Annotated in this window: 29 protein-coding genes; 15 read left to right on the top strand and 14 right to left on the bottom strand. The window is 71.8% G+C overall.

Going from position 1 to position 26825, the window contains the following annotated elements:
- Positions 1-3: 3 nt before the first annotated feature.
- Positions 4-414: a hypothetical protein gene (locus OQ02_RS37045; protein ID WP_033443353.1), complete on the top strand. Its 411-nt coding sequence runs from the start codon at positions 4-6 to the stop codon at positions 412-414.
- A gap of 92 nt (positions 415-506) precedes the next feature.
- On the opposite strand, the gene OQ02_RS37040 is transcribed toward OQ02_RS37045, so the two are convergent.
- Entirely contained in the window at positions 507-2006 is a 1500-nt protein-coding gene (locus OQ02_RS37040) for a glutamate-cysteine ligase family protein (protein WP_033443352.1), read from the bottom strand.
- 161 nt (positions 2007-2167) lie between these two features.
- Between OQ02_RS37040 and OQ02_RS37035 the strand changes: the two genes are divergently transcribed.
- Both OQ02_RS37035 and OQ02_RS37030 read left to right on the top strand, forming a co-directional pair.
- The gene (locus tag OQ02_RS37035) at positions 2168-2944 is read left to right on the top strand and encodes a TrmH family RNA methyltransferase (protein ID WP_156077542.1); all 777 of its coding nucleotides are present in this window, start codon (positions 2168-2170) and stop codon (positions 2942-2944) included.
- 35 nt (positions 2945-2979) lie between these two features.
- Complete coding sequence (locus OQ02_RS37030; RefSeq protein ID WP_033443351.1) at positions 2980-3627, top strand: DUF2537 domain-containing protein; 648 nt, start codon at positions 2980-2982, stop codon at positions 3625-3627.
- A 64-nt stretch (positions 3628-3691) separates the two neighbouring features.
- Here the strand turns inward: OQ02_RS37030 and OQ02_RS37025 are convergent, their stop codons facing one another.
- Together OQ02_RS37025 and OQ02_RS37020 are read right to left on the bottom strand one after the other, a co-directional pair.
- Complete coding sequence (locus tag OQ02_RS37025; RefSeq protein WP_033443350.1) at positions 3692-5530, bottom strand: ABC transporter ATP-binding protein; 1839 nt, start codon at positions 5528-5530, stop codon at positions 3692-3694.
- Positions 5527-7227 carry an ABC transporter ATP-binding protein gene (locus OQ02_RS37020; protein ID WP_231500394.1) on the bottom strand — a complete coding sequence of 567 codons (1701 nt, stop codon included), beginning with the start codon at positions 7225-7227 and terminating at the stop codon, positions 5527-5529. The genes OQ02_RS37025 and OQ02_RS37020 overlap by 4 nt, the downstream gene beginning before the upstream one ends.
- Positions 7228-7382: 155 nt before the next feature.
- Here OQ02_RS37020 and OQ02_RS37015 point away from each other — a divergent pair, with 155 nt between their 5' ends.
- Positions 7383-7622 (top strand): hypothetical protein, encoded by a 240-nt coding sequence (locus OQ02_RS37015; RefSeq protein WP_231500393.1) that lies wholly within the window; start codon positions 7383-7385, stop codon positions 7620-7622.
- Here OQ02_RS37015 and OQ02_RS37010 read toward each other — a convergent pair whose 3' ends face one another.
- The 6 genes from OQ02_RS37010 to OQ02_RS36985 form a co-directional block, all read right to left on the bottom strand.
- Positions 7623-8051, bottom strand: coding sequence for a hypothetical protein (locus OQ02_RS37010; protein ID WP_033443348.1), 429 nt, complete (start codon positions 8049-8051; stop codon positions 7623-7625).
- Entirely contained in the window at positions 8044-8418 is a 375-nt protein-coding gene (locus OQ02_RS37005) for a hypothetical protein (protein WP_033443347.1), read from the bottom strand. The genes OQ02_RS37010 and OQ02_RS37005 overlap by 8 nt, the downstream gene beginning before the upstream one ends.
- A 39-nt stretch (positions 8419-8457) precedes the next feature.
- On the bottom strand, positions 8458-8808 hold the full coding sequence (locus tag OQ02_RS37000; RefSeq protein WP_033443346.1) for a hypothetical protein: 351 nt from the start codon (positions 8806-8808) through the stop codon (positions 8458-8460).
- A 103-nt stretch (positions 8809-8911) separates the two neighbouring features.
- Positions 8912-9817, bottom strand: a complete 906-nt coding sequence (gene sepH / locus OQ02_RS36995; RefSeq protein WP_033443360.1) for a septation protein SepH — start codon at positions 9815-9817, stop codon at positions 8912-8914.
- A 335-nt stretch (positions 9818-10152) separates the two neighbouring features.
- Positions 10153-11286, bottom strand: coding sequence for a phosphoserine transaminase (gene serC / locus OQ02_RS36990; protein ID WP_033443345.1), 1134 nt, complete (start codon positions 11284-11286; stop codon positions 10153-10155).
- Positions 11287-11530: 244 nt separating this feature from the next.
- Positions 11531-12643, bottom strand: a complete 1113-nt coding sequence (locus OQ02_RS36985) for a citrate synthase 2 (RefSeq protein ID WP_033443344.1) — start codon at positions 12641-12643, stop codon at positions 11531-11533.
- Positions 12644-12839: 196 nt separating this feature from the next.
- On the opposite strand from OQ02_RS36985, the gene OQ02_RS36980 reads away from it, so the two are divergent.
- From OQ02_RS36980 to OQ02_RS36945, 8 genes are all read left to right on the top strand, one after another.
- Positions 12840-13142: an urease subunit gamma gene (locus OQ02_RS36980; RefSeq protein WP_033443343.1), complete on the top strand. Its 303-nt coding sequence runs from the start codon at positions 12840-12842 to the stop codon at positions 13140-13142.
- Between the two features lie 29 nt (positions 13143-13171).
- Entirely contained in the window at positions 13172-13483 is a 312-nt protein-coding gene (locus OQ02_RS36975; protein WP_033443359.1) for an urease subunit beta, read from the top strand.
- Positions 13480-15177 (top strand): urease subunit alpha, encoded by a 1698-nt coding sequence (locus tag OQ02_RS36970; RefSeq protein ID WP_033443342.1) that lies wholly within the window; start codon positions 13480-13482, stop codon positions 15175-15177. The genes OQ02_RS36975 and OQ02_RS36970 overlap by 4 nt, the downstream gene beginning before the upstream one ends.
- Positions 15177-15848 (top strand): urease accessory protein UreF, encoded by a 672-nt coding sequence (locus tag OQ02_RS36965; RefSeq protein ID WP_033443341.1) that lies wholly within the window; start codon positions 15177-15179, stop codon positions 15846-15848. Before OQ02_RS36970 ends, OQ02_RS36965 begins: the two co-directional genes overlap by 1 nt.
- Before the next feature lie 4 nt (positions 15849-15852).
- Complete coding sequence (gene ureG / locus OQ02_RS36960) at positions 15853-16530, top strand: urease accessory protein UreG (RefSeq protein WP_033443340.1); 678 nt, start codon at positions 15853-15855, stop codon at positions 16528-16530.
- A 50-nt stretch (positions 16531-16580) separates the two neighbouring features.
- Positions 16581-17312, top strand: coding sequence for an urease accessory protein UreD (locus OQ02_RS36955; protein ID WP_442973733.1), 732 nt, complete (start codon positions 16581-16583; stop codon positions 17310-17312).
- A 127-nt stretch (positions 17313-17439) separates the two neighbouring features.
- Positions 17440-18096 (top strand): pyridoxamine 5'-phosphate oxidase, encoded by a 657-nt coding sequence (pdxH, locus tag OQ02_RS36950; RefSeq protein WP_033443339.1) that lies wholly within the window; start codon positions 17440-17442, stop codon positions 18094-18096.
- 94 nt (positions 18097-18190) lie between these two features.
- Complete coding sequence (locus OQ02_RS36945; RefSeq protein ID WP_033443338.1) at positions 18191-19465, top strand: MFS transporter; 1275 nt, start codon at positions 18191-18193, stop codon at positions 19463-19465.
- Here the strand turns inward: OQ02_RS36945 and OQ02_RS43165 are convergent.
- A complete protein-coding gene (locus OQ02_RS43165; protein ID WP_081916205.1) occupies positions 19425-19640 on the bottom strand; it encodes a DUF397 domain-containing protein in 216 nt (71 codons plus the stop codon). The genes OQ02_RS36945 and OQ02_RS43165 overlap by 41 nt on opposite strands.
- Positions 19641-19652: 12 nt before the next feature.
- On the bottom strand, positions 19653-20492 hold the full coding sequence (locus tag OQ02_RS36940; RefSeq protein ID WP_051773266.1) for a helix-turn-helix domain-containing protein: 840 nt from the start codon (positions 20490-20492) through the stop codon (positions 19653-19655).
- A gap of 95 nt (positions 20493-20587) precedes the next feature.
- Here OQ02_RS36940 and OQ02_RS36935 point away from each other — a divergent pair, with 95 nt between their 5' ends.
- Positions 20588-20821 (top strand): hypothetical protein, encoded by a 234-nt coding sequence (locus OQ02_RS36935; protein WP_033443336.1) that lies wholly within the window; start codon positions 20588-20590, stop codon positions 20819-20821.
- Between the two features lie 82 nt (positions 20822-20903).
- Positions 20904-22286 carry an APC family permease gene (locus OQ02_RS36930; protein ID WP_033443335.1) on the top strand — a complete coding sequence of 461 codons (1383 nt, stop codon included), beginning with the start codon at positions 20904-20906 and terminating at the stop codon, positions 22284-22286.
- 55 nt (positions 22287-22341) lie between these two features.
- Here the strand turns inward: OQ02_RS36930 and OQ02_RS36925 are convergent, their stop codons facing one another.
- The 3 genes from OQ02_RS36925 to OQ02_RS36915 are packed head-to-tail and all read right to left on the bottom strand — an operon-like array spanning position 22342 to position 25890.
- A complete protein-coding gene (locus OQ02_RS36925) occupies positions 22342-24468 on the bottom strand; it encodes a hypothetical protein (RefSeq protein ID WP_033443334.1) in 2127 nt (708 codons plus the stop codon).
- A gap of 37 nt (positions 24469-24505) precedes the next feature.
- Positions 24506-25339 (bottom strand): MBL fold metallo-hydrolase, encoded by an 834-nt coding sequence (locus OQ02_RS36920; RefSeq protein WP_033443333.1) that lies wholly within the window; start codon positions 25337-25339, stop codon positions 24506-24508.
- Entirely contained in the window at positions 25336-25890 is a 555-nt protein-coding gene (locus OQ02_RS36915) for a TetR/AcrR family transcriptional regulator (RefSeq protein WP_033443332.1), read from the bottom strand. Before OQ02_RS36915 ends, OQ02_RS36920 begins: the two co-directional genes overlap by 4 nt.
- Before the next feature lie 56 nt (positions 25891-25946).
- Here OQ02_RS36915 and OQ02_RS36910 point away from each other — a divergent pair, with 56 nt between their 5' ends.
- Positions 25947-26819 (top strand): aldose 1-epimerase family protein, encoded by an 873-nt coding sequence (locus tag OQ02_RS36910; protein ID WP_033443331.1) that lies wholly within the window; start codon positions 25947-25949, stop codon positions 26817-26819.
- The last annotated feature ends 6 nt before the right edge of the window (positions 26820-26825 follow it).

Below are 26825 nucleotides of genomic sequence, written 5' to 3'. Positions count from 1 at the left end.
CGCATGGGCACCGAGGAGGACTGGCCGATCGAGCAGACGTGGTCACTGCGCAACACACATTGGCACGCCTATGTGGAGCACACGTCGCTCGACCACGCCTCCCCGCGCCAGGAGCGCCTGGAGCGGACGCCGGAAGAGGTCCTGACCACCCCGACCGAGGTCGCGGCGTGGCTGGAGGTCAACCTGCGGAGCGCGACGAAACCCGAGGAGGCCGGGAAGAAGCGGGCCAAGGACGAGCGGGACTTCTCCGACTCGAACCGGGTGCACGCCTCCCTCGCGTCCGCGGGCGAGAGCATCTACACCGGCGTGAAGGGCATGTTGACCCTCGCGGTGGAGGCGGTCACGCCGGACGAGTGCCGCAGTTCGCACGACGGCGCCGACGTCGCGCCCCTGAAAGCCGGCCGCCGCCGCTGACCGGCGTCCCGCCCTCCACGGCAGCACGCCACGCCACCACGACCCCGGACGTGCCCGCCGCGCCTCGACAGCGCGGCGGGCTGACGAGCGGGTTACAAGCCCACGGGCCAGGTGTGGACGGGTTCGCCGGCGTGCGACAGCTCGACGTACTGCTCGAGCATGGCTCTCAGGGCGGTGTCCCGGTCGGCCCCCCGCTCCTCCAGCAGCGCCACCGTGTCGCGCTGCCACTGCGACCCCGTGCGCCGCGCCAGGCACCGCGCCTCGATCACCCCGAGGTAGCGTTCGCGCGCCGCGTCGGACACGCCGCACGCGCGCAGCCCGTCATGGGCGAGCGGCAGGAGTCGGCGGAGGACCAGTTCGTCCGGTGGCACCCAGCCGATGCCCGGCCAGTAGAGCTGCGCGCCCATGCCGTGCCGTGAGCCGGCGTACAGGTTCTCCTCCGCCGCGTGGAACGACATTTGTGTCCACAAAGGACGTTCCAGGGTGGTGAGGGCCCGCTGGGCGCCGTAGAAGAACGCGGCGTTGGCCATCGTGTCGAGCACCGTCGGCCCGGCCGGCAGCACCCGGTTCTCCACCCGCAGGTGCGGCACGCCGTCGACCACGTCGTACACCGGCCGGTTCCACCGCCACACGGTCCCGTTGTGCAGCCGCAACTCGGTCAACGACGGTGTGCCGCCCGACCCGAGCACGTCCAACGGGTCCTCGTCACCGGTCTCCGGCAGCAACGCCGGGAAGTACCGCACGTTCTCCTCGAACAGGTCGAAGATCGACGTGATCCACCGCTCGCCGAACCACACCCGCGGCCGGACGCCCTGGTTCTTCAGCTCCTGCGTGCGGGTGTCCGTCGCCTGGAGGAACAGCGGTATCCGGGTTTCGTGCCACAGCGCCCGCCCGAGCAGGAACGGCGAGTTCGCCGCGATCGCCACCTGCACCCCGGCCAACGCCTGCGCCACGTTCCAGTGCGCCGCGAAGTCGTCCGGCGCGACCTGCAAGTGCAGCTGCACGGACGTGCACGCCGCCTCCGGCATGATGGATTCCGCGTAGCTGGACAGCTTCTCGCCCGCCCGGCCCGGCAGCGGCGCGCCTTCCATGGACAGCACGACCTCTTCACCGCGCGCCGCGAGGATCTGGTCGTTCAACGTCGTGTACCGCGCCTGCTGCGACAGCCACCGCCGCTCGAAGTGCTCCTGCCGCAACGTCGGCAGCACCCCGATCATCACGATCGACGTCCCGGCGTCGTGCGCCTTGTCGTCGGCCGACGCCAGCGTGGAGACCAGCTCCCGCTCCAGGTCGAGCGTCTCGTTCCCGGCCAGCTCGCGCGGCGGGACGTTGACCTCCAGGTTGTGCTGACCCAGTTCCAGCGTGAACGACGGGTCGTCGATCTTCTCCAGCACCTCGGAGTTGGCCATCGCGGGCCGGCAGGCGCCGTCGACCAGGTTCAGCTCTATCTCCAGCCCCATCTGCTGTCGGGGGAAGGAGAAGCTCTCCTCCACCAGCATGGTTCCCAGGGCGTCCATGCACCGCTGCATGCGCTCGCGGTAGCGCTGGCGGTCCTCTCTGGTGAACGTCCGACTGGACACATCCGTACCCATGCCGCCTCCCAATCGGTAAGGGCTGCTCCGGCGGGCTTAGCGGAGGCCAACCGTGACACAGCAATTACCGGCCCGCCAGCGTCCAAATCGGTGCTCTCTGTCACGTGCTGGTAACAATCAGCGAGAACGTGCTGGTTATCGCCGTGTGGGACACTTCACCTGTGATCGAGATCGACGATCCGGCCGACCCCCGGCTGGACGACTTCCGGGACCTGTCGACGGCAGACCGCCGGCCGGACCGCCCCGGCGGACGGGGACTGGTGATCGCCGAGGGCGTGGTGGTCGTCGAACGCCTCCTCGACTCGCCCTTCCCGGTGCGCGCGCTGCTCGGCGTGCGCCGCCGCGTGGAAGCGCTGGGCGAACTCCCCGCCCCCGCGTACGTCACGTCCGCCGAGGTCATGGCCGAGGTGGTCGGGTTCCACCTCAACCGGGGCGTGCTGGCCGCCGCCGACCGCGCACCGCAACCGGACCTCGCCGGGCTCGTCGCGTCGTCCCGCCGGCTGGCCGTGCTGGAAGGCGTCGGTGACCACGAGAACCTCGGCTCGTTGTTCCGCAACGCCGCCGCGCTCGGCATCGACGGCGTGCTGCTGGGCCCGGGGTGCAGCGACCCGCTGTACCGGCGCAGCGTCCGCGTCTCGATGGGTCACGTGCTGCGCGTGCCGTTCGCGTCGGTGCCGGACCTAGCCGAGGGCTTCGAACTGCTGCGCCACAACGGTTTCACGGTCGCCGCCCTCACGCCGCGCGCGGACGCGACCGGCTTGGCCGACGCCGGGCTGCGCGGGCGGAAGGTCGCCGTGCTGCTCGGTTCGGAGGGTCCGGGGCTCACCGAGGAGACCATCGCGGCGGCCGACGTGGCCGTCCGCATCCCCATGGCGGGCGGGGTGGACTCGCTGAACGTGGCGACGGCCGCCGCGATCGCCTTCTACGCGATCGTTTGAGCCGCTAGGTTCTGACCGAGCAGAGGAGGACGTAGGTGGAACTGCGGGTCCAGGACGGCAAGGCCGTGCTCGCGGGCCGCGACGACGCGGGCGAGCGGGAAGTCGACCCCCACACCCTCCCGCTCGGCGCAGGCCTCGCCGACGCGTTGCACGAGTGGGCGAAGGTGGCGGACGCGGTGGTGCGCACCGACACGCCGTCCGACGGCGCCGCGAGCGCCCTCGTGACCAGGCGCGGGCGCCAGTTGGCGGGCCGGTTGGCCGCCGACATGCGCACGCCGGTCGAGTACACCGATCCCGTGACCGGTGAGCTGGTCGTCGTCGACGCGCCCCCCGAGTCCGAAGCCGAGGCCGGAGCCGAAGCCGGGACCGGGCCGGAGTCGGTCGAGGAAGCGGAGGCCGGCCAGGAGGCGCCGGAGCCCGAGGAGGAAACCCCCTGGGGCACCGGCCTGACCGTCACCCTGATCACCGCCGCCGTGGTGACGTTCACCGTGTTCACCCTGTCCGTCGGCCTCGGTGAGACCAGCCAGTGGCTCGCGCTGCTGGCGAACGCCCTGGTGGTCGGCGGCATCGCACCGTCCGTGTGGCTGGCCCGCAACACGCCGGTGTGGCGGTGGGTCGCCTACGGCGTCGTCGCGGGTGTCCTCGCCGCCTGGCTCTCCCTCCTGCTGAACACCCTGCTCTGACGACTCCTGCCCTGACGACTCCTGCCCTGACGACTCCTGCCCTGACGACTCCTGCCCCGACCGGTCACGCCAGGGACTCCCGCCAGGCGGTGTGCAGGGCGGCGAACCGGCCGCGCCCGCCGATCAGCTCGTCGGGCGTGCCGTCCTCCACCACCCGGCCGTCGTCCAGCACCAGCACCCGGTCGGCGATCATCACCGTCGACAGCCGGTGGGCGATGATGAACGCCGTCCGGTCGGCCAGCACGGTCTCCAGCGCGCTCTGCACCGCGCGCTCGGTCGGCACGTCCAGGCTGGACGTCGCCTCGTCCAGCACCAGCACCGCCGGGTCGGCCAGGAACGCCCGCGCGAACGCCACCATCTGCCGCTGCCCGGCGGAGAGCCGCCCGCCGCGCTTGCGCACGTCGGTGTCGTAGCCCTCGGGCAGCGCCCGGATGAACCCGTCCGCGCCGACCGCCAGCGCCGCCGCCTCGATCTCGTCCCGCGTCGCCGACGGGCGGCCCAGCGCGATGTTCTCCGCCACCGACCCGTCGAACAGGAAGTTCTCCTGCGTCACCATGACGACCGCGCGCCGCAGGTCGACGTCGGCCACGGACCGCAGGTCGACCCCGTCCAGCAGCACCGCGCCGGACGTCGGGTCGTAGAACCGGGCGACCAGCTTGGCCAGCGTGGTCTTGCCCGCGCCGGTCGCGCCGACCAGCGCCACCGTCTGCCCGGCGGGCACGGCCAGGTCGAACGTCGGCAGCACCACCGGTGTCGTGTCCGAGTACCGGAACCCGACGTGGTCGAACCGCACCGACCCGTGCACGTCGCCGAGCGGCGTCGGCTCCTCCGGCTCGGGCACCTCGGGCCGTTCCTCCAGCAGGCCGGAGATCTTCTCCAGCGCCGCCGTCGCCGACGCGTAGGCGTTGGCGAACATCGCGAGCTGGTCGAACGGGTCGTAGAACCGCCGCACGTACAGCGTGAACGCGGCCAGCACGCCCAGCTCCAGCTGCCCGCCCGCGACCCGCAGCGCGCCCCAGGCGAGGATCACCGCCAGCGACAGGTTGCCGATCACCCGCACCAGCGACGTGAACGCCGCCATCACGCCCATCGCGTCGGTGTTGGCGTCGCGGAACCGCCCGTTCAGCTCGCCCATGATCTTCTCGTTGCGGCGCTCGCGGCGGAACGCCTGCACCGCGCGGATGCCGTTCATGGTCTCCACGAACTGGACGATGATCTTCGCGATCGCGCCGCGGGTGCCGCGGTAGGCGTGGCCGGAGCGGCGGTTGAACCAGCGGGTGAGCAGGATCAGCGGCAGGAACCCGGACAGCACCACCAGCGCCAGCGGCACGTCCAGGTACAGCAGCACCACGGAGATGCCGAGCAGCGACAGCATCGACGTGAAGAACCCGTCCAGGCCCTCCTCCACGAGGTCCTGCAACGAGTCGACGTCGCTGGTCAGCCGGGAGATCACCTTGCCGGACGTGTACTTCTCGTGGAACGAGACGGACAGCCGCTGCACGTGCCGGAAGACGCGCTCCCGCAGCACCAGCAGCATGTCCTGGCCGATCCGGCCGGTGAGCCGGACGAACGACCAGCGCAGCAGCGTCGCGGTGATCGCCGCCACCACGTACCCGCCGACGCACCACGCCAGGGTGTCCGGCCGGCCGTCCAGCGCGGCGGGCACCCCGGCGTCGATGGCCGCCGCGATCAGCAGCGGCCCGGACAGGTTGACCAGGTTCTCCGCCACCACGATCACCAGCGCGAGGATCGCCGCCCTGGTGTGCGGGCGGACCAGCTCGCCCAGCAGCCGCCGCGACCGGGCCTGCAACTTCACCCCGGTCGCGTGGTCCACGTCGACGTCCTCGGCGGCGACGCCCCGCCACTCCTCCTCGCCTTGCGCCGTCGGCTCGGTGGTCGTCACGCCGCCACCTCCTCATCCTCCATAGTGGACAACAGGTTCCGGTACTCCTCGTTGTCCGCCAACAGCTGCGTGTGGGTGCCGGTGGCCGCGATCCGGCCGTCGACGAGCATCGCCACCCGGTCGGCCAGCTGCACGGTGCTCGGCCGGTGCGCGACGACCAGCGCCGTCACGCCCTTGAGCACGCGGCGCAGCGCGGCCTCCACCTCGGCCTCGGTGTGCACGTCCAACGCGGACAGCGGGTCGTCCAGCACCAGCACCGCCGGGTGCCCGACGACCGCCCGCGCCAACGCCAGCCGCTGCCGCTGGCCGCCGGACAGGGAAAGCCCTTGCTCGCCGATCCGGGTGTCCAGGCCCCACGGCAGGGCGTCCACGAACTCCTCGGCCCGCGCCACCTCCAACGCCTCGCGGACCCGTTTCCCGCCCACGTCCTTCGCGCCGAGCGCCACGTTCTCGGTGACGCTCGCGGAGAACAGGATCGGCTCCTCGAACGCCGTGCCGACGACCCGGCGCAGCTCGGCCAGGTCCAGCTCGCGCACGTCCACGCCGTCGAGCGTGACGCGCCCGTCCGTGACGTCCGCCAGACGCGGCACCAGCGCGGTGACCGTCGTCTTGCCCGAGCCGGTCGCGCCGACCAGCGCCACCGTCTCGCCAGGCCGGATGTCCAGGTCGACGCCGCGCAGCACCTCGTGCTCCGCGCCGGGGTGCCGGTAGCGCACCCCCTCGAACCGCACGTGCCCGAGCACCGGCGTGGCCACGGGCTTCGGGTCCGCCGGGCTGGTCACGGTCACCTCGGCGTCGATCACCTCGAAGTACCGCTCCAGCGCCGACGCGGTCGAGTTCGTCTCCGCCAACAACCACCCGATCGAGTCGACCGGCCAGCGCAGGTAGGCGCTGACCGTGACGGCCGCGACGAGCGTGCCGACGGTGACCGTGCCGTTCGCGATGCCGATCGAGCCGAACGCGAGCTGGCCCGCGATGCCCAGCTCCGGCAGCACGATCAGCACCGCCCACAGCCCGGCGAAGATCCGCACCTTGGCCAGTTCCGTGTCCCGCAGCTCCCGCGCCTGCCGGAGGAACCGCTTGGACAGGTGAGGCCCGCGGCCGAACGCCTTCAGCACCCGGATGCCCAGCACCGACTCCTCGACCACGGTGGTCAGGTCGCCGGACTGGTCCTGCGCCCGGCGGGCGACGACCTTGAACTTCGACTCGAACAGGTACGACAGCGCCACCAGCGGCAGCGTGCTGGTCAGCACGATCAGCCCGAGCACCGGCGAGAGCCAGAACAGCACGCCGAGCCCGACCACCACGACCAGGCTGTTGACCACCAGGAAGATGACGGCGAAGCCGACGAACCGCCGCACCTGGGTCAGGTCGGTGGTGGCGCGGGACAGCAGCTGCCCCGACTGGTAGCGGTCGTGGAAGGCCACCTGGAGGTCCTGCAGGTGGTGGTACAGCTCGGCCCGCATCCGCGCCTCGACGTCCGACGCCGGTCCGGCGATCAGCTTCCGTCGGGCGTAGAACAGCGCCGCCTCGGCGCAGCCGAGCAGGGCGACGACGCCGATGAGCAGCGGCAACGCGTCGAGGTCGCGGCCGGCGATCGGGCCGTCCACGATCTGTTGGGTGATCAGCGGGATGCCCAGCCCGCACATCATCGCGAGCATGGTGGCGGCCATCGCGAGCGCCACCGGTGTGCGCACGGGTTTGAGGTACGGCCACAGCCTGCGCAGTGTCGCGGCTGTGGAAGTACGTTCTTCCGACACGAGTCCCCCTCCGGTCCACCCCTGACGGTACGAAGGTGGACCGACAATCGGCATCCGGTTTTCCCGCGTCCGACCCTGCAAGCTCGACATAGGTGGAGGTCAAGATGGAGGTGCGGTTCCTGCGCGCCGAGCCGACCATGGCGTTCCCGCGCGGCCGGCTCCTGGCGGTGCGCGGCGGGCGGCTGCACGTGCTCGCGCCGGACGGCTGGGACGTGCTGGGCGGCGCTCGACCCGAGGGCGCGAGGCCGATCAGCAGGGAGGACGCAGCCGAGTGGTGCCGGTTCGGGGGTTTCGACGAAGCGGTGCTCGACGCCGTCCCGTCACCCGGATAGCTACTTCTTGCGCAGCATGGTCGGCGCGGTGATCAGCCCGGCCACGCCGTAGCTGACGCCGGCGAACAAGGTCAGCACGGTCCACTTGTCGCCGACGTCGGCGAACTGCTCGGGCAGCTTGAAGTAGTGCGCGAGGCCCAGCAGGATCGGCCCGGTCAGCACGATCGGCCACACCGGGCGCACCTTCAGCAGCCACAGCACCGGCCCGGCCAGCAGGGCGCTGACCAGCAGCGCGATCGGCAGGCCGACCACGATCAGCAGGATGAACGCGCCGAGGCTGGTCTCGTTGACGACCCGGTCGAGGAGCCCGGCGCGGTAGGCCCAGATCCAGGCGATGAGCAGCCCGGACCCGACGGCGGCCGACACCAGGACGCGCACGAGCACCTTGAACGCGAAGCCGCCCGGGGCGCGGTGCGGGGTGTCAGTCACGTGCGGAAGTGTGGCCGACGGGGTGCCGTGCTGTCACCGGGGCCGCCAGCACGAACCCGATGACACCGGCCAGGACCGAACCGGCGGGCACCGACACCCAGATGGTCAGCAGGGTGAGCACGGCGGTGAACGTCACGCCGACCGCCGCGAACCCGAGCGGGCGTTCCTGGCGCGCGGCCTTGAGCACGACCCAGCCGAGCAGGACGCCGACGACCATGCTGATCGGCATCGCGAACAGGCCCATCGCCAGGCAGTCCCAGTCGTCCTTCGAGCAGATCGCACCGGACGCGATCAGCTCCCGCAGGCCCCACCAGGCCGCACCCAACCCGGCACCCAGCGCCGCACCGACGACCACTCGTCCCAGCATGACGACCGGTTACCCGCGTGATCACTCCCGATAAACCGATCACGCCGCGAGCAGTGCGGCCAACAGGAACGAGACCGCGCCCAGCAGCACCGCCCAGGGTGAGAACGGGATGTCCCGCAGCGCCGTGATCACGCCGAGCACCAACGCCACCACGACGCCCACCGCCGCCGTCACGCCCGGCCGGTCGACCTGCCGCCGGTCCAGCACGAACCAGGCCGCGAGCCAGCCCGCCACCGCCCACGCCGGTGCGAGCAGCACGGTGACGATCGTGCAGCCCAGGAAGGTCGTCCCGCAGTCGGCCGTCACGGCGAGGTGGAGCAGCCACCAGCCGAGGCCGAGGACCGCGCCCGTGCCGGTGACCCCGACGACCCGCCGCGTCAGTTCCCCCATGGGGGTGATGGTCGAGCACGACCGGGGCGGTGTCTTGAGTACGACTACGCGAACAGGGCCCCCGCTTCGGCGGAGGCCCTGCCCGACTGGTCCGTTCGACCGATCAGCCGCGGTTGGAGCGGACGCCCAGCAGGACGTCTTCCCACGACGGCACGATCGGGTGGTTCTTCTTGCCGCGCTTGGGCGGTGCTTCCTTGCGCGCCGGCTGCTTGGCCCCCGCACCCGCCGCGGGCTGGGGCGGCGCCGTCGGCGCGGGTGGCTCCTCGGCCGCGGGTGCGGGCTCCGGCTCCACCACGGGCAGCGGTTCCGGTGCGGGAGGGGGCTGCGGCGCCGGCTCCTGCGCGAGGATCTCCGGCTCCTCCAGCTTCTCCAGCTCCAGCGCCTGGCGGGCCAGCTGGGTCACCGGCCGGACCGTGCGCAGCGTCCGGTTGGGGTTCGGGTCCATGAGCTCCATGGCGCCGTCGTCCAACGCGGTCACCGTGCCACCCTGCGCACCGGGGTGGAACGCCCAGTGCGCCAGGTTGTCCGACCTGCCCGCGGTCCAGTGCAGCTGGACGACCCACCGGCCGTCCTCACCGCGCCACGAGTCCCAGCTCACGTCCGCGTACTCCTGGCCGCGCAGGCCGAACGAGTGCGCGACGACCTCGCCGAGCGTCTGCACGTCCGGCCCGTCCTCGCGGACGGGGTGCGCGCGCTGCGCCAGCTCCGCCGTGCGGGACCGCTCCAGCAGCACCGGGTACGCGTACCTCTCGACCCGGTGGGCGGGGATGCCCGCCGCCGCCGCGACCTGCGCGACGGATTCGCCGGCGCGGATCCGCGCCTGGATCTCGCGTGGCCGCATCTGGCTCTCCACCTCGATCTCGATCTGTCCGAGTCGGGTCAGGTCGCCGCGCGCCGCCGCGCGCAGCCGTTCGTCGGCCGGGAGCGCGAAGCGCTCGCCGCGATCCGGGTCCTCTAGGATGACGGTCTTGCCGTCGTCTTCGAGCCCGATGACTCGCAACGCTCGCATCATGGCCTCCCGGATGACTCACCTCGCCAGGTACTGACGTTAATGCGGCGCGCCGCCTTGACGCGGGAGACTCGCCGTGTTCACCGATATCTTCGTGTGATCTTGCCGTATGTCGTCGGCGACCGCACGTCCGTTACGGAGAGTTCATCCTCCGCGCAGCCGCCGGAGCGGCTCGAACAGCCTTGGCGCCACTGCGCCGAGCCGGGCGCGGCACGGGTCCGCGCCGAGTGCGGGTTCCCGAAGTCCCCGGTCGGCGGGTCGACGGGTCGGTGAAACGCCGAAGGGCCCGCCGGCTCGGCGGGCCCCTCGGTGCGGCACACGGTGCGGAACGCGGCTCAGAGCTTCGACACGACCCAGTCGACGGCCTTGGTCAGCGTGCTCACGTCGGTCGGCTCGACCGCCGGGAACATGGCCACCCGCAGCTGGTTGCGGCCCAGCTTGCGGTACGGCTCGACGTCCACGATCCCGTTGGCGCGCAACACCTTCGCCACCACGGAAGCGTCGACCGTGTCGTCGAAGTCGATGGTGCCGACGACCTGCGAGCGGTGCGCCGGGTCGGCCACGTACGGCGACGTGTACGAGGTGGCCTCGGCCCACGAGTACAGCCGCGACGACGAGTCGGCGGTGCGCTCCACGGTCCACGGCAGGCCGCCGTTGCCGAGCATCCACTGGATCTGGTTGTCCATCAGGAACAGGGTGGCCAGCGACGGCGTGTTGTACGTCTGGTCCTTGGTGGAGTTGTCCAGCGCCGTGGTCAGCGACAGGAACTCCGGCACCCAGCGGCCCGACGCGCCGATCTCCGCGACGCGCTCCAGCGCGGCCGGCGACATGAGCGCGATCCACAGCCCGCCGTCGGAGGCGAAGCACTTCTGCGGCGCGAAGTAGTAGACGTCGAAGTCCGCCGCGTCGACGGCCAGGCCGCCCGCGCCGGAGGTGGCGTCGATGGCGACGAGCGCGCCGTCGGAGCCGGCGGGCCGGGAGACGGGCACCGAGACACCGGTCGACGTCTCGTTGTGCGCCCAGCCGACGAGGTCGGCGCCCTCGGCGTAGGCGATCTCGGGCGCGCTGCCCGGGTCGGCCTTGACCACGATCGAGTCACCGAGGAACGGCGCGTCCGAGGTGACCTTCGCGAACTTCGACGAGAACTCGCCGTAGGTGAAGTGCTGGGCGCGCTCGCGGACGAGGCCGAACGCGGCGGCGTCCCAGAACGCGGTCGTGCCACCGTTGCCCAGGACCACCTCGTAGCCCTCGGGCAGCGAGAACAGCTCCCGCAGACCGGCGCGCACGGAGCCGACCAGGGACTTCACCGGCTTCTGCCGGTGGGAGGTGCCCATCAGCGCGGCGCCGTCGGCCGCGAGGGCCGCCAGGGCCTCGGGACGGACCTTGGAGGGCCCGCACCCGAACCTGCCGTCGGACGGCTGCAGGTCGGAGGGCAGGACCAACGTGGTCGGGTCGGCGGTCTGGGTCATCGCGAAGCCTCCGGTTACCGGGGAGGGGGACGGCACGACCGGCGCCGTTGCCGGGCCTCCAGTGTTGCAGCCGCGTGGCCGGGCGGTGACATCCGGGTGTTCCGGGTCACGCCAAGCGGGGTGGAAACGCCCAGATCGGAGGTCACGGGCGGGCCGGCGCCGTGACGTGCCCGACGCGGTCGGGCGGGCCCGGCGAGCGCCACGCCCGCCGAACCCGCCCGACCCGGTCACCCGACCGGTCACGTCACGCGATCTCGGCCCACCCCTGCACCTCGGACGGCTTGCGCGGGCCGGGGCCGACGTACTTCGCGGCCGGGCGGACCAGCCGGCCGGTGCGCTTCTGCTCCAGGATGTGCGCCGACCACCCGGCGGTGCGGGCGCAGGTGAACATCGCGGGCATCATGTGCGGCGGCACCTCGGCGAAGTCCAGGATCACCGCGGCCCAGAACTCGACGTTCGTCTCGATCGCCCGGTCCGGCCGGCGCTCCCGCAGCTCGGCCAGCGCCGCCTGCTCCAGCGCGTCCGCCGCCTCGTACCGGGTCGCGCCCAGCTCCAGGCACGTCCGCCGCAGCACCCGCGCCCGCGGGTCCTCCGCCCGGTACACCCGGTGGCCGAAGCCCATCAGCCGCTCGCCCCGGTCGAGGATGCCCTTCACGAACCCGCGCGCGTCGCCGGTCCGCTCGACCTCCTCGATCATCGGCAGCACCCGCGCGGGCGCGCCGCCGTGCAGCGGGCCGGACATGGCGCCGATCGCGCCCGACATGGACGCCGCGACGTCCGCGCCGGTGGAGGCGATCACCCGGGCGGTGAACGTGGAGGCGTTCAGCCCGTGCTCGGCGGCCGACACCCAGTAGGAGTCCAGCGCCTTGACGTGCGCCGGGTCGGGCTCGCCGCGCCACCGGGTGAGGAACCGCTCGGTGACGGTGGTGCACTCGTCGATCCGGCGCTGCGGCACGGCGGGCCGCCCGATGCCCCGCGCGGACTGCGCCGCGTACGACAGGGCCATCACGGACGCCCGCGCCAGCTGTTCGCGCGCCTGCTCGTCGGTGATGTCCAGCAGCGGCTGGTAGCCCCAGATCGGCGCGACCATGGCCAGCGCGGCCTGCACGTCGACCCGGACGTCACCGGTGTGCACCGGGATGGGGAACGGCTCGGCGGGCGGCAGGCCGGGGCCGAACCGCCCGTCCACCAGCAGCGCCCACACGTTGCCGAACGTGACCTCGCCGGCGAGGTCCTCGATGTCCACGCCCCGGTAGCGCAGGGCGCCACCGTCGCGGTCCGGTTCGGCGATCTCGGTGCGGAAGGCGACCACGCCTTCGAGACCTGGCCGGAAACCGTCGTCCTCGGTCTGCACCACGCTGTGCGCTCCTTCTCCGCGAAAGTGAAGAGTTGGAGAAACCTTGCTCCCCGGAAGACGCACTGGCAATCGCGGGTACGCGTGTCGTCGGTCACGATCAAGGAACCGATTCAGAGCAGGGGCGGTCGTCGAGTCGATCGTTAACGCCTTGTTTCGGCTCGGCGGTCCCGGGGGTTTCCCGTGGTAGACCACCGCCATGCACCTGACGCCGCACGAGCGGGACAAGTTGCTGGTCCACGTCGCGGCCGACGTCGCGCGCAGGCGGTTGGAGCGCGGCGTCGCGCTGAACTACCCGGAAGCGGTGGCCCTCATCACCGACCACGTGCTCGAAGGCGCCCGCGACGGCCGCACGGTGAGCGAGTTGATGGACAGCGGTCGCCACGTCCTCACGCGTGACCAGGTCCTCGCAGGGGTGCCCGAGATGATCGAGTCCGTGCAGGTCGAGGCGACCTTCCCGGACGGGACCAAGTTGGTGACCGTGCACGACCCGATCGTGTGAACCCGAGCGGAGGAGGTCCGATGAGCGCCATCGTGCCGGGGGAGATCGTCACCGGTGCGGAGCCGGTCGAGCTGAACCCGGGCCGCCCGCGCACCACGCTCGTCGTGGTCAACGCCGCGGACCGCCCGGTGCAGGTCGGCTCGCACTACCACTTCGCCGCGGTCAACCCGGGGCTGGAGTTCGACCGCGAGGCGGCGTGGGGCAAGCGGCTGGACGTCCCGGCGGGCACGGCGGTCCGGTTCGAGCCGGGCGTCGAACGCGAGGTGACGCTGGTCCCGCTGGCGGGCGCGCGGCGCGTGCCCGGTCTGCGGCCCGACTTGGCCGGGGAGCTGGACTGGTGACGCACATCAGCCGCGACCGCTACGCCGAACTGCTCGGCCCCACCACCGGCGACAGGATCCGGCTCGCCGACACCGACATCCTGATCGAGGTCACCGAGGACCGCAGCCGCGGCGCGGGCGCGGGCGACGAGGTGATCTTCGGCGGCGGCAAGGTCATCCGCGAGTCGATGGGCCAAGGCGTCGCCACCAGGGCCGAGGGCGCGCCGGACCTCGTCATCACGGGCGCGGTCGTGCTCGACCACTGGGGCGTGGTGAAGGCGGACGTCGGCGTGCGCGACGGCCGGATCGTCGGCATCGGCAAGGCGGGCAACCCCGACACCATGGACGGCGTGGACCCGGAGCTCGTCATCGGCCCCGGCACCGAGATCGTCTCCGGCAACGGGAAGATCCTCACCGCGGGCGGCATCGACTGCCACGTCCACTTCATCTGCCCGCAGATCGTGGACACCGCGATCGCGTCCGGCCTGACCACCCTGATCGGCGGCGGCACCGGACCGGCCGAGGGCACGAAGGCCACCACGGTCACGCCCGGCGCGTGGAACCTGGGCCGGATGCTCGCGTCGATGGACCACATGCCGGTGAACGTCCTGCTGCTGGGCAAGGGCAACACCACCCGCGAGGACGCGCTGCGCGAACAGCTCCGGGGCGGCGCGGGCGGCTTCAAGCTGCACGAGGACTGGGGCACCACGCCCGCCGCGATCGACGCCTGCCTGCGCGTCGCGGACGAGTCCGGCGTGCAGGTCGCCATCCACACCGACACGCTGAACGAGGCCGGTTTCCTCGAGTCCACCCTGGACGCCATCGCCGGCCGGTCGATCAACGCCTACCACTCCGAGGGCGCGGGCGGCGGGCACGCGCCGGACATCATCCAGGTGGTGTCCGAGCCGAACGTGCTGCCGTCCTCGACCAACCCGACCCGCCCGCACACCGTCAACACGCTCGAAGAGCACCTCGACATGCTGATGGTCTGCCACCACCTCAACCCGTCCGTGCCCGAGGACCTGGCGTTCGCGGAGAGCCGCATCCGGCCGACCACCATCGCGGCCGAGGACGTCCTGCACGACCTGGGCGCCATCTCGATGATCAGCTCGGACGCGCAGGCCATGGGCCGGATCGGCGAGGTGATCATCCGGACGTGGCAGACCGCGCACGTCATGCAGGGGCGGCGCGGCGCGATGCCGGACAACCTGCGCGCCCGGCGTTACGTGGCCAAGTACACGATCAACCCGGCCATCGCGCACGGCATCGACCACGAGGTCGGCTCGGTGGAGGTCGGCAAGCTGGCCGACCTGGTGCTGTGGGAGCCCAAGTTCTTCGGCGTGCGGCCGGCGCTCGTGCTCAAGGGCGGGTTCATCGCGCACGCCGCGATGGGTGACGCGAACGCGTCGATCCCGACGCCGCAGCCGGTCTTCGCCCGGCCGATGTTCGGCGCGCACTCGGCGGCGCGCAGCAGCCTGCACTTCGTGTCCCAGCAGGCGATCGACGCGGACCTGGCGGACGTGCTGCGGCTGGCCCGGCCGCTGTCGCCGGTCGGGGACACGCGTGGCGTGACCAAGGCGGACATGGTGCTGAACGACGCGATGCCGCGGGTGAAGGTGGACCCGGACAGCTTCTCCGTGCGCATCGACGGCGAGCTGGTCGAGCCCCGGCCGGTGGCGGAACTGCCGATGGCCCAACGCTACTTCCTGTTCTGATGAACCTCGCGGCGCTGATGCTGGCGGACTCCCGCTTCCCCGGCGGCGGGCACGTCCACTCGGGCGGGCTGGAGGAAGCCGTCGCGCGGCGGGCGGTCACCGACGAGCCGTCGCTGCGGTCGTTCCTGGTCGGCAGGCTGCGCACGGCCGGTGCGCTGAGCGCGGTGTTCGCGTCCGCCGCGTGTCGCGGCCGGTACGCGGAACTGGACGCCGAGCTGGACGCCCGCACGCCGTCGCCCGCGCAGCGCGACGCCTCCCGCGTGCAGGGGCGCGGGATCGCCCGTGCGGCGCGGAAAGCGTGGCCGTCGCCCGCGTTGGCCGAACTGCTCGGCGTCACGCCACGGCCGCACCACCCCGTGATCGTCGGCGTGCTGGTGGGCGACCCGTTCGAGGCCGCGCAGGTGGTGGCGTACCACGCGGTGACCGGCCCGGCGACGGGCGCGATCCGGCTGCTCGGCCTGGACCCGTTCGGGGTGAACGCGGTCCTGGCCCGCCTCGCGCCGGACATCGACGAGGTGGCCCGCATGGCGGCGGACCACGCCGACACCCCGCCCGAAGACCTGCCCGCGCCGAGCGCACCAGGCCTGGACCTGCTGGCCGAGGCGCACGACCGCCACCGCCACCACCACGACCGCCACCACTCGGAAGAGGTGCGTCTCTTTGTCAGCTGACCACGTGCACCCGGTGAACTTCGACCCGGCCGACCCCGGCCGCGACCCCCACCACGCGCAAGAGCACCGCGCGCACGACCACGAGCACCGCGCGGTACGCCTCGGCATCGGCGGCCCGGTCGGCAGCGGCAAGACCGCGTTGACCGCCGCCCTGTGCCGCGCGCTCGGCGGGAGCGTCGACCTCGCCGTCGTCACCAACGACATCTACACCACCGAGGACGCCGACTTCCTGCGCGCCGCGGGCGTGCTCGCCACCGACCGGATCGAGGCCGTGCGGACCGGCGCGTGCCCGCACACCGCGATCCGCGACGACATCACCGCCAACCTGGACGCGGTGGAGCTGCTGGAGCACCGGTTCCCCGGGCTGGAGCTGGTGATCATCGAGAGCGGCGGCGACAACCTGACCGCCGTGTTCAGCCGCGGCCTGGTGGACCGGCAGGTGTTCGTGGTGGACGTGGCGGGCGGCGACAAGGTGCCGCGCAAGGGCGGCCCCGGCGTGACCACCGCCGACCTGCTGGTGATCAACAAGACCGACCTCGCGCCGCACGTCGGCGCCGACCTCGGCGTCATGACGGCCGACGCCCACCGGATGCGCGGCGACCTGCCGGTGATCAGCCAGTCCCTTGTGGACACACCGGACGCGCCCGCGGTGGCCGACTGGGTCCGCGCCCAGCTCCGGTGAGGGCACGAGCCCACCTCGCGGTGGAACGTGACCCGAACGGGCGAACGGTCGTGCGCGATCTGCGGTCGATGGCCCCGCTGCGCCTCGTGCCGGCCCGGTCACGCCGCCCGGGGCCGGTCCTGGTCCACCTGGTGAGCGCGGTCACCGCTCCGCTCGGCGGTGACGACCTGGAACTGCGCGTCCGCGTCGGGCCGGGGGCGGCACTGGAACTGCGCGGGGTGGCCGCGACGCTCGCGCTGCCCGGCCGGCACCCCGGCCGCAGCCGGACGCTCGTCCACGTCGACCTGGACGAAGGCGCGTCGCTGGCCTACCTGCCGGAGCCGACCGTCGTCACCGCCCGCGCGTGCCACGAAGCGGTGTTCCGCGCCCGGATGGCCGAAGACGCCCGACTGCGCACCCGCGAGATCCTCGTCCTCGGACGGGTGAACGAGCGGTCGGGGTCGCTCGACACCACCGTGGACGTCCGCCGGAACGGCCCGGTGCTGAAGCAGACAACCCGCATCGGAACGCCCGAAGTGGACGAAAGCCCGGCCGGCCTGGCGGGGCGGCGGGTGCTCGGCACCGAGCTCCTGTGCTGGGGCGACGACCTCCCGGAAGCGGTCTCGGGGGACTGGTGGTCGCTCGTGCCGCTGGCGCGCGGAGGCAGCCTGACGACCGCCTTGGCCGACGACGCGGTGACCGTCGAACGCGCCCTCGACGCCGCGCTCGCCCGCCATCCGGGTTCGGCCCGCCCATCTGACTCGATCTCGTGCTCGATTCCGAGCGACAGGTCACACCGATAGTCACGGATCGGGTGGCGGTCATCACCGTGCGGGCGGTTTCGCGGCGGACGGGAAACCCGTACGGTCGCGGGATCGCTAGGCGCCACAAGTGCCTTGGCCAGGCCGAAGTACGCTCCGGGAGGTCGGGATGTCGGAGACGACGAACATCGCGTTGCCGTCTATGCGGGTGTCCTACGAACACGGTTCGCTCACAGAGAGCGACCTGGCTGCCACGTGGCACGAACAGCTCCAGCTGTGGTTGGACCAGGCGTCGGGCGCGGGTCTGCCCGAGCCGAACGCGATGGTCCTCGCGACCGCCGACCCCGAGGGCCGCCCGTCCTCCCGCACCGTGCTGTTGAAGGTGCTGGACGAGCGCGGCGTGGTGTTCTTCACCAACTACACGTCGGCGAAGAGCCACGACCTGATGGCCACCCGGTACGCGTCGGCCACGTTCCCGTGGTTCGCGATGCAGCGGCAGGCCCACGTGCGCGGCACGGTCGAGAAGGTCGGCCCCGCCGAGACCGCGCGGTACTGGGAGAGCCGGCCGCGTGGCTCGCAGATCGGCGCCTGGGCGTCGCCGCAGTCCAGGGTGGTCGGTGGACGATCTACTTTGGACAGCGCGCTGCACAAGATCGAGCGGCAGTTCGCCGACTCGGAGCGGGTACCCGTGCCGCCGCACTGGGGTGGCTGGCGCATCCGGCCCGAGGAGGTCGAGTTCTGGCAGGGCCGGCGCGACCGGATGCACGACCGCCTCCGCTTCCGCCTCGGGCGGGACGGCTGGGAGATCCAGCGCATCGCGCCCTAGTCCTTCTCGTCGAACGGCCCCCGTCACGCGGCGGGGGCCGTTTTCCGTCGGTCGGCCCACGAGGCAACTTGTTAGTTGCCGTACGCTAACGACCGTGCGGAAAGTGCTGGGGAAGATCGCCATGGACACGCGTCCGCTGAAGGTCGTGGCGTTCCGGCGGCTCTGGATGTCCACCGTGGTGACCGCCATCGGCAGCCAGATGACCGCCGTGGCCGTGCCCAAGCAGGTGTACGACCTGACCGGGTCGTCGGCCTGGGTCGGCGTGTCGGCGGGTGTGGCGCTGGTGCCGTTGCTGGTCTTCGGCCTGTACGGCGGTGCGATCGCGGACGTGGTCGACCGCCGCAAGCTGCTGGTCGTCACCAACAGCGGTGTCGCGGTCACGTCGGTGCTGCTGTGGCTCCAGGCGGCGCTGCACGCCGACTCGGTGTGGCTGGTGATCGCCCTGCTCGGCCTGCAACAGGTCTTCTTCGCCGCGAACGCGCCCGCCCGCACCGCGTCCATCGCCCGCCTCGTGCCCGCGGACCAGATCCCGGCCGCCGTGGCGCTCGGCGCGACCGTGATGATGTTCGGCGGGGTGTTCGGCCCCATGCTGGCCGGCGTCCTGATGCCGGTCGTCGGCCTGTCGACGCTGTACCTGGTCGACGCCATCGCGCTGACCCTCACCATCTGGGCCGTCTGGAAGCTCCCGCCGCTGCCGCCGTTGAACGGCACGACCAGGCGTGCCGGGGTGCGGGACGTCGTCGACGGGTTCAAGTACCTGGCGTTGCAGAAGATCGTGCTGGCGAGCTTCCTGCTGGACATCATCGCGATGGTGTTCGGGATGCCGCGGGCGCTGTTCCCGGAGATGGCGGAGGCGACGTTCGGCGACCCGCCGGGCGGCGGCCTGGCACTCGGCCTCCTGTACGCGGCGATGCCGTTGGGCGCGATGCTGTTCGGCCTGACGTCGGGCTGGACGTCGCGCGTGCACCGGCACGGCATGGGCGTCGTCTACGCGATCGTGGCGTGGGGCGTGGCGATGATCGGGTTCGGCCTGTCCCACGCCCTGTGGTTGGCCGTGGTGTTCATGGCCATCGGCGGCGCGGCGGACATGATCAGCATGGTGTTCCGCAGCGCGATCCTCCAGACGGCCGCGCCGGACGAGATGCGCGGCCGGATGCAGGGCGTGTTCATCGTCGTGGTGGCCGGCGGCCCACGCCTGGCGGACCTCCTCCACGGCACGACCGGCGCCCTGATCGGCCCCGGCACCGCCACCGCTCTGGGCGGTGCGCTGGTGGTCGTGGCCACGGGTCTGGCCGTGCTGGCCATCCCGGCGATCAGGCGTTACCGCTTCAAGCCCGAAGCCGACGAACGAACCGCGACCAGGAACTAGCGGGAACGGCGATGGTCGGCGCGGGGTTCTTCGAGTCCCGCGCCGCCACCCGCGTCCCGGCCAACGCCACCTCGACGCAGTTGGCGGTGCTGTTGCTCCGCGAACTCTTCCGCCACGAGACCTCGACGCAGTTGGCGGTGTCGGCACTGCGAGAACTCTTGCGCCACAGGGTCATGACCCCATGGTTTCACGCGAGCCCCTTCAGAAAAGCGGCAGTTTCCCCGGCGCTGTGCGCGAGACCGCACAGCGCCTTCCAGGTCGCCTCGAACACCGCGATCTGCTCGTCCTCGTCGATGAACAGGCTGGCGACCTTGTTCTCCACCAGGACCAGGCTCGGATCGTCGTCGTACTCCAGGATCACGAACGGCCCGCTGAGACCACCGTGCAGTGCGGCGTCAGTGGGAATCACCCGCACGGTGATGTTGGGGTGCTCCGAGGCGTCGATGAGGTGGCGGATCTGGCGGGTGTGAGCGCCGGGGCCGCCGAACGGGCGTTCCAGGACGCTTTGCTCGATGATCGCGTCCAACTTGAGTGGCGTGCTGCGGCTGAGCAGGCCTTGGCGGGCCATCCGGCTCGCGACCAAGGCGTCGACCTGGTGGTCGGACAGGGTGTGCCCGGTGGCTCGGATCAGGGTCCGGGCGTACTCCGGAGTCTGCAAGAGGCCGGGGATGACCAGCGGCTGATAGTGCAGCAGGGAACCGGCTTCGTCTTCGAAGTCGGCCCACGTCTGCCAGTCCTCGTGCAACTTCTGGTTGGTCATCCGCAGCAGGCCGCGCTGCTCGGCGTGGCGGGCGAGGTCCAGCAGTTCCACTCGTTGCTGCCGGCCGACCTGGTAGAAGTCGAGCAGCTTCTCCAGGTCGTCCAGGTAGATGCCCATCCCGGACGTCTCGATGCGGCTGATCTTGCTCCCGGACATGCCCAGCGCCTCGCCCACGGCGTCCGTGCTGACGCCGGTGGCGCTGCGGAGCTTCTTCAGGATGTACGCGAGTCGGCGAGAGCGGACCGACGTCCCGGCGCGGCGTGCCATGTGGATCAACGTAGGGCTATCGCGAATAGAGCGGCAATGATGCTCACTCCAAAGTGTCATTGCCGAGAGATAGGTAGCGCTGCAAGCCTGGCGACATGGAATCGGTGATCAGGGTGCAGCGGCCGAAGCGGGAGTGGTTGCTGCGGTGCTACTCGGACCGCGAGGACGTGCTCAGCCTCGAAGTGCAGGACGGCGGCATCGACCTGTTCCTGCCCGCCGGGTCCGACGGGGTCCGCCTCGAAGCGGCGCAGATCGCGGCGTTCCAGGACGCGTTGGGCGAGGCCGTCGAACAGGCCGAAGCCGATCTTCGGGCCACCGGCCGCGGCTGACCGTCCCCCCAACATCAAGACTTGCCCAAAGTGCGGCAATTCGACTATCCGGACCCCCTGTGATCCGGCACACTCAGGCGGCATGGCGGACGCTACGAGCGCACCGGCGCAACCGGAACTCAAACGGGCCATCGGCCCCAAGTTGCTGCTGTTCTTCGTGATCGGTGACATCCTCGGCACCGGTATCTACGCCCTCACGGGCAACGTCGCGGGCAAGATCGGCGGCGCGCTCTGGCTGCCCTTCCTGGTCGCGTTCGCGGTGGCCTTCCTGACCGCGTTCAGCTACCTCGAACTCGTCGGCAAGTACCCGAGGGCGGCCGGCGCCGCCCTCTACACCAACCGCGCGTTCAAGATCCAGTTCCTCACCTTCATGGTGGCGTTCGCGGTGATGAGCTCGGGCATCACCTCGGCGTCCTCCGCCGCGCTCGCGTTCGGGCGCACCTACCTCCAGTCCGTCATCAAGGAGTTCTTCTCGGACACGTTCACGGTGTCCGCGACCCTGGTGGCGATCCTGTTCATCATCGGCCTCGCCCTGATCAACTTCCGGGGCGTCTCGGAGTCGGTCAAGGCGAACGTCGTCCTGACCTGCATCGAGCTGTCCGGCCTCGTCATCATCATCGCGATCGGCATCTACGCGGTGCTGTCCGGTGACGGCGACCCGAGCCGGCTGACGCAGATCGACCCGGCGCCCAACCAGCACGCGCTGGTGGCGATCACGTCCGCCACCGCGCTGGCGTTCTTCGCCATGGTGGGCTTCGAGGACTCGGTGAACATGGCCGAGGAGTGCCGTGACCCGGTCCGCATCTTCCCGCGCGCGATGCTGTGGGGCATGGTGATCGCGGCGATCATCTACGTGCTCGTCGCCATCACGTCGTCGCTGCTCATCCCGGCCGACGAGCTGTCCAAGGCCGGGTCGTCGGCGCTGCTGAAGGTCGTCACGGTCGGCGCTCCGGGCTTCCCGCTGTGGATCTTCTCGCTGATCGGCCTGTTCGCGGTCATCAACTCGGCGCTGATCAACATGCTGATGGCCAGCCGGCTGATCTACGGCATGTCGAACGAGCGCATCATCCCGAAGGTCTTCGGGACCGTGCACCCGTTCCGCCGCACGCCGTGGATCTCGATCGTCTTCACGTCGGGCGTCGCGATCATCCTCGTCTCGACCACGGACATCGCGAAGCTGGGCGGCACGACGGCGCTCCTGCTGCTGATCGTCTTCACCATCGTCAACATCGCGGTGCTGGTGCTGCGCAAGGAGAAAGCGGACCACAAGCACTTCCAGGCGCCGACGTGGGTGCCGGTGCTGGGCGCGATCACCTGCGCGTACCTGGCCAGCCCGCTGTCGGGCCGCCCGGCCGCCGACTACGAGATCGCGCTCTACCTGCTCGCCGCCGGCGTGGTGCTGTGGCTCATCAACCGGCTCGTGCACGGCAAGGTCGAGTTCGACGCGGCCAAGCTGTCCAAGTGACCCGCTGAAACGGTGGTGGGGTCCGTCCGCGCGACGGCCCCACCACCGCTGTGGTTCAGGCCTGGAGTTCGGCCAGCACGGCAACGAGCCGGCGGCGCTGCTCCTCGTCCCGGTGGACCTCCCGGCCGTCGATGCCCAGGCCGGGGATGGCGGCGTCGCCGTGGGCCAGTTCGTGCAACGCGGGCAGCAGCGGTGCGGCGTCGGCGGCCAGTTCCCGCAGCGACTCCTCGAGCCACGGCCCGGCTCCGAAGGTGGGCAACCGCCGGCGCACGGCTTCCAACAGCGGTTCGGCTTCGCCGGTCACGCGGCGAATTGCCAGCGCGGCCTCGTGGGAGGTGTGGGGGCTGTCCAGCAGCTTCCGCAACCGGGGCACGAGGTCCGCGGCGGCCGGTCCCACCAGGCCCGCGAGTTCGGCCGCGTCCGCCGTGTACCTACCGCTGTCCAGCGCGTCCGCGGCGGCGGCGAGGGGTGCGGACGTGTCGCCGGCCCGCAGCACCAGCCGGGCCGCCTCGACCCGGACCCGGATGGCGGCCGGCTCGTCACCGGTGGCGGTGGTCGCGATGTCGCGCAGCGCGGGAACGAGGCCGTCCAGCGGAACGTTGTGGTGCAACGCCATTCGCGCCGCGGGCACGGCTTGGCCGCCGGCGGCGGCGTCGGTGATGCAGGCGGTCAACTGGGCGACGTCCCCCGTGATGGCCGCCAAGGCCTGGGCGCAGTCCAAGCGGTGCGGCCACGACGCCGCCGGGTCGTCGCGGACCTCCGTCAGCACGGGCACCGCCGCCGACGCCGCCGGGCCGAACGACGCGAGCGCCCGGACCGCCCACCACCGGTCGAGCGGGACGAGCGCGACGAGTTCGGGGACGGCGTCCGACGCGTCCGGACCCCAGTGGTGCAGCACCCTCGTCAGGGTGTTGACCTCGTTGTGCCACTGGATCGAGTCGACCAGGGGGCCGGAGCTCGCCGACCGCTTGGACGGCAGCGCCGCCAGCCGTTGCCGCACCGCCGTCAGCAGGACGGGATCGCAGGCCACGTCGGTGTCGATCAGCAGTCCCAGGACGCCGAAGGTCAGCCGGCCCGCCGTCAGCGCGGTGATGAACGGCTCGCGCCAGCGCGGATCGCCCAGCGCGAGCAGGACTTCCAGGCCGATCCGGAACAGCCGTGCCTCCCCGGAGTTCGCGTCCTCCGGGAACGGGCCGGCGACGAAGGACGCGAGGGAGTCGGCGGCCAGGGGAGCGGCGGCGGCCACGTCGCGCACGGCGGTGGCGGCGGCGACGCGGACCGCGACGTCGGGGTGGTCGATCCCGGCGGCCAGCAGCGGCGCCGACCCCTCGCGGGCCGAACGGGACCGCACGCACCGCTCGTACACCGCGTCGATCGCGTTGCGCGCGGCGTCGGCCGTGCCTTGGTCGAACATCGTCCGGCAGAGCTCGGCGAAGGACGCGCCGTCGACGCGCGAGACGATGTCGCCGAACGGGTCGTCCGACCAGACCCAGTTCTTCAACGGGGTGCCGTCGAGCCAGAGCTGCCGCACCGCCTCGGTGGCGGCGTCGGACCACGGGTGCCCCGCGTCGGCGATCGCCCACAACGCGCCGGCCCGTGCGGCGGCCGGCCGGCCCGGCGCCAGTTCGGCGGCCAGCCACTCGGCGCTGTCGGACGGGGCGAGGCGACCGGCCGCGGCGAGCAGGCCCGCCAGCACGCGGGGCGACCTCTCTCGTTTGCGTCGTGCGCGCAGTGCCGGCACGACCTCGGCGGCGGAAGACGGCGGGAGGTTGCCGAGCAGGTGGGTCGCGAGGTGCCGGACGTCGACGTCCGGGTCGTCCAGCAGCGGCAGCAGCCGCGTGGTCTCACCGGCCAACGCCGTCCGCACGTCCGCCAGCACGTCCGGCTCGGCGTCGTCGGAATCGGCGATCGCGGCGAGCAGGTTCACCAGGTGGGCGCGTCGGGGAGTGCCCGGCTCGGCGGCGAGCCGGGCGACGAACGGGACGGCCCACGGCGTCGCCGCGTACAGCGTGCCCTGGTGGTAGATGCTGCCGAACAGGTGCTCGATCGCCTCGCCGGCCAGTTCGTCGTCCGCGCCGACCGCCTCGCGCAACGTCTGCGGCACGTCCCCCGCCGGGCCGTACGCGTGATCGAGGGAAGCCCAGTCGATGTCGTCGATGCCGTCGAGCGAGACCGTCGTCATGGGCGATCAGCCTAGTGTCGCGCCGACGGGCCCCCGATCAGTGCCGGGGCGCCGTCGAGTTCCGGTGCCGGCGCAGTTCCGCGGCGTCGTGCGCGCTGAAGACGTCCACCTCGTCGCCGTGGTCGCGCACCAGTTCCCGCAGCCGTTCCTGGTTGGCCAGGCGCAACTCGCGCGCGACCTCCATCCGGTCCTGCATGAACGTCAACCCCGGCGGGCAGTGCCTGGACGCCGCCAGCTCACCGTGGAAGAAGTACGAGTCGCCCGCGTGCAGCAGCCAGCGGTCACCGTCCCGCACCGCCACGCCCGTGTGCCCGTGCGTGTGGCCGAACAACGGCACGAGCAGCACGTCCGGCCGCACCTCGCGCACGCCGGAGAAGCCGAACCACGACTCGCCCGTCGTCTCGTGCGCCACCCACCGTGGCCCGTGCCGCCACTGGTTGTCGGGGTACCGGACGCGGTCGTTGCCGGACTTGCCCGGTCGCGTCGCCACCGCCAGCTCCTCCGCCGACAGGTGCACCCGCGCCTGTGGGAAGTCGCGCAGGCCGCCGCCGTGGTCGAGGTCCAGGTGGGTCAGCACGACGTCCCGCACGTCCGACGCGGCGAAGCCGAGCGCTTCCACCTGCCGCAGCGCGGTTTCCGACTCGTCCAGCGCCGGACGGCACAGGAGCCGCCAGTGCTTGGCCAGCGTCTCGGCGGGCGTGCGGACGTCGTCCACGCCGAGGCCCGTGTCGACGAGCACCAGGCCGTCGTCGGTCTCCAGCAGCAGGACGTGGCAGACGAGTTCGGCGGCGCGGAAGTACGAGCCCTCGCCGGTGACCAGCTTGCCGCCGAACGGGCGCATGGTGCCGCAGTTGAGGTGGTGCACCTTCATGAGCCGGGCCTTCCCAGGAGGACGCCCAGGTGGGCGCCGACGGTGTGCAGTGGAGTGAGTGAACGGCGGGTGCGGGCGAGCAGCAGGGCACCCTCGATGGCCGCCAGCACGACCGTGGCGAGGTCTTGGTCGCCGACGTGCGCCGCGATGACCGTGTGCCAGGACGAGTAGGCCTGCTCGCACGCCGAGCGGATCGGCTCGCTGTCCGCCGCTGCGTCGAGCGCCACCGTGGCGATGGGGCACCCCCTGCGGAAGTCCGAAGCCAGCAGGTCCGCGCCCAGCAGTTCCAAGGCTTGGGAAAGGGCTTTCACCGGATCGGGTTCGGCGGCGAGCACGGCGGCCAGCGCGTCGCGGAGGTCGTTGCCCGCCAACGCGACCGCCTCGACCGCCAGCTGCTCTTTGCCGCCCGGGAAGTGGAAGTAGAGCGATCCCTTGGGCGCGGCGCCCTCCGTGAGGACCTGGTTCAGGCCGGTCGCGTGGTAGCCCTGCGACCGGAAGAGCTCGGCGGCGGTCCGGAGCATGCGCTGCCGCGTGTCGGTGCGTTTCGGCATGGTTTTACTATAGAGACCGGTCTACTGGGAACGTCAAGGGGATACGCTCTTGTTCCATGCTGGAGATCGCCCACGGCGCGGCACGCGCCGTCATCGCACCCGAGGGTGCGGTCCTGAAGTCCTACGAGGTCGGCGGCGTGCCGTACGTGGAGACGTACGACGACGAACCGCCCATGGGCAGCGGCGCGGTGCTCGTGCCGTGGCCCAACCGGACGGCGGGCGGCAGGTGGACGCTCGACGGTGTCGAGCAGCAGCTCGAAGTCACCGAGCCCGCCCGGGGCAACGCCATCCACGGCCTCGTGCGCCGCGTGGTGTGGGACGTGGTGGAGCACACCGGCGGCCTGCTGTCGATGGAGGCGTCGGTCGCCGGGTTCGGCTGGCCCGTGTCGCTGCGCACGACCGTCACCTACGCGCTGGACGACAACGGCCTCAGCGTCTCGCACGGCGTCACGAACGTCGGTGACGGGCGCACGCCGTTCGGTGTCGGCACCCACCCGTACCCGCGGGCGGGCGCTTCGTCCACCGACGAGACGTCCCTGTCCCTGGCCGCGACGACGGTCCTGCCGGTCGACGCCGACACGATGATCCCGAACGGCCCGGCCGAGCCGGTGTCGGGCGACTACGACTTCCGCGTGGCCCGGCTGCTGGAGGGCGTGAAGCTGGACACCGCGTTCGGCGGGTGCGTGCCGGTGGACGGGCTCGTGCGGCACGTGCTGAAGGGTCCGGGCGGTGGCGTCGAGCTGTGGGCGGACCCGGACTTCAAGTGGGTGCAGGTCTACACGCCGGACAACTTCCCCGGTCGGGGGCGTGCGGTGGCGATCGAGCCGATGACGTGCCCGCCGGACGCGTTGAACAGCGGTGTCGACCTGCTGTGGCTGGAGCCGGGTGATTCGTGGGCCGGCCGCTGGGGTTTGCGCCCGCTGTCGTAGACCGTT

Origin of the sequence: Saccharothrix sp. NRRL B-16314, from assembly GCF_000716595.1 — a bacterium.
In the GTDB taxonomy this organism is placed as follows: domain Bacteria; phylum Actinomycetota; class Actinomycetes; order Mycobacteriales; family Pseudonocardiaceae; genus Actinosynnema.
Note: the sequence above shows the minus strand (reverse complement) of the source record. Positions and strands in the feature narration are given on the sequence as shown.

Coding starts and splice junctions, on each gene's coding strand:
- OQ02_RS37045 (WP_033443353.1), top strand. CDS start 4: ATGGGCACCGAGGAGGACTGGCCGATCGAGCAGACGTGGTCACTGCGC.
- OQ02_RS37040 (WP_033443352.1), bottom strand. CDS start 2,006: ATGGGTACGGATGTGTCCAGTCGGACGTTCACCAGAGAGGACCGCCAG.
- OQ02_RS37005 (WP_033443347.1), bottom strand. CDS start 8,418: ATGCTGGGACGAGTGGTCGTCGGTGCGGCGCTGGGTGCCGGGTTGGGT.
- OQ02_RS37000 (WP_033443346.1), bottom strand. CDS start 8,808: ATGGGGGAACTGACGCGGCGGGTCGTCGGGGTCACCGGCACGGGCGCG.
- sepH (WP_033443360.1), bottom strand. CDS start 9,817: ATGCGAGCGTTGCGAGTCATCGGGCTCGAAGACGACGGCAAGACCGTC.
- serC (WP_033443345.1), bottom strand. CDS start 11,286: ATGACCCAGACCGCCGACCCGACCACGTTGGTCCTGCCCTCCGACCTG.
- OQ02_RS36980 (WP_033443343.1), top strand. CDS start 12,840: ATGCACCTGACGCCGCACGAGCGGGACAAGTTGCTGGTCCACGTCGCG.
- OQ02_RS36965 (WP_033443341.1), top strand. CDS start 15,177: ATGAACCTCGCGGCGCTGATGCTGGCGGACTCCCGCTTCCCCGGCGGC.
- pdxH (WP_033443339.1), top strand. CDS start 17,440: ATGTCGGAGACGACGAACATCGCGTTGCCGTCTATGCGGGTGTCCTAC.
- OQ02_RS43165 (WP_081916205.1), bottom strand. CDS start 19,640: ATGACCCTGTGGCGCAAGAGTTCTCGCAGTGCCGACACCGCCAACTGC.
- OQ02_RS36940 (WP_051773266.1), bottom strand. CDS start 20,492: ATGGCACGCCGCGCCGGGACGTCGGTCCGCTCTCGCCGACTCGCGTAC.
- OQ02_RS36935 (WP_033443336.1), top strand. CDS start 20,588: ATGGAATCGGTGATCAGGGTGCAGCGGCCGAAGCGGGAGTGGTTGCTG.
- OQ02_RS36930 (WP_033443335.1), top strand. CDS start 20,904: ATGGCGGACGCTACGAGCGCACCGGCGCAACCGGAACTCAAACGGGCC.
- OQ02_RS36925 (WP_033443334.1), bottom strand. CDS start 24,468: ATGACGACGGTCTCGCTCGACGGCATCGACGACATCGACTGGGCTTCC.
- OQ02_RS36920 (WP_033443333.1), bottom strand. CDS start 25,339: ATGAAGGTGCACCACCTCAACTGCGGCACCATGCGCCCGTTCGGCGGC.
- OQ02_RS36915 (WP_033443332.1), bottom strand. CDS start 25,890: ATGCCGAAACGCACCGACACGCGGCAGCGCATGCTCCGGACCGCCGCC.
- OQ02_RS36910 (WP_033443331.1), top strand. CDS start 25,947: ATGCTGGAGATCGCCCACGGCGCGGCACGCGCCGTCATCGCACCCGAG.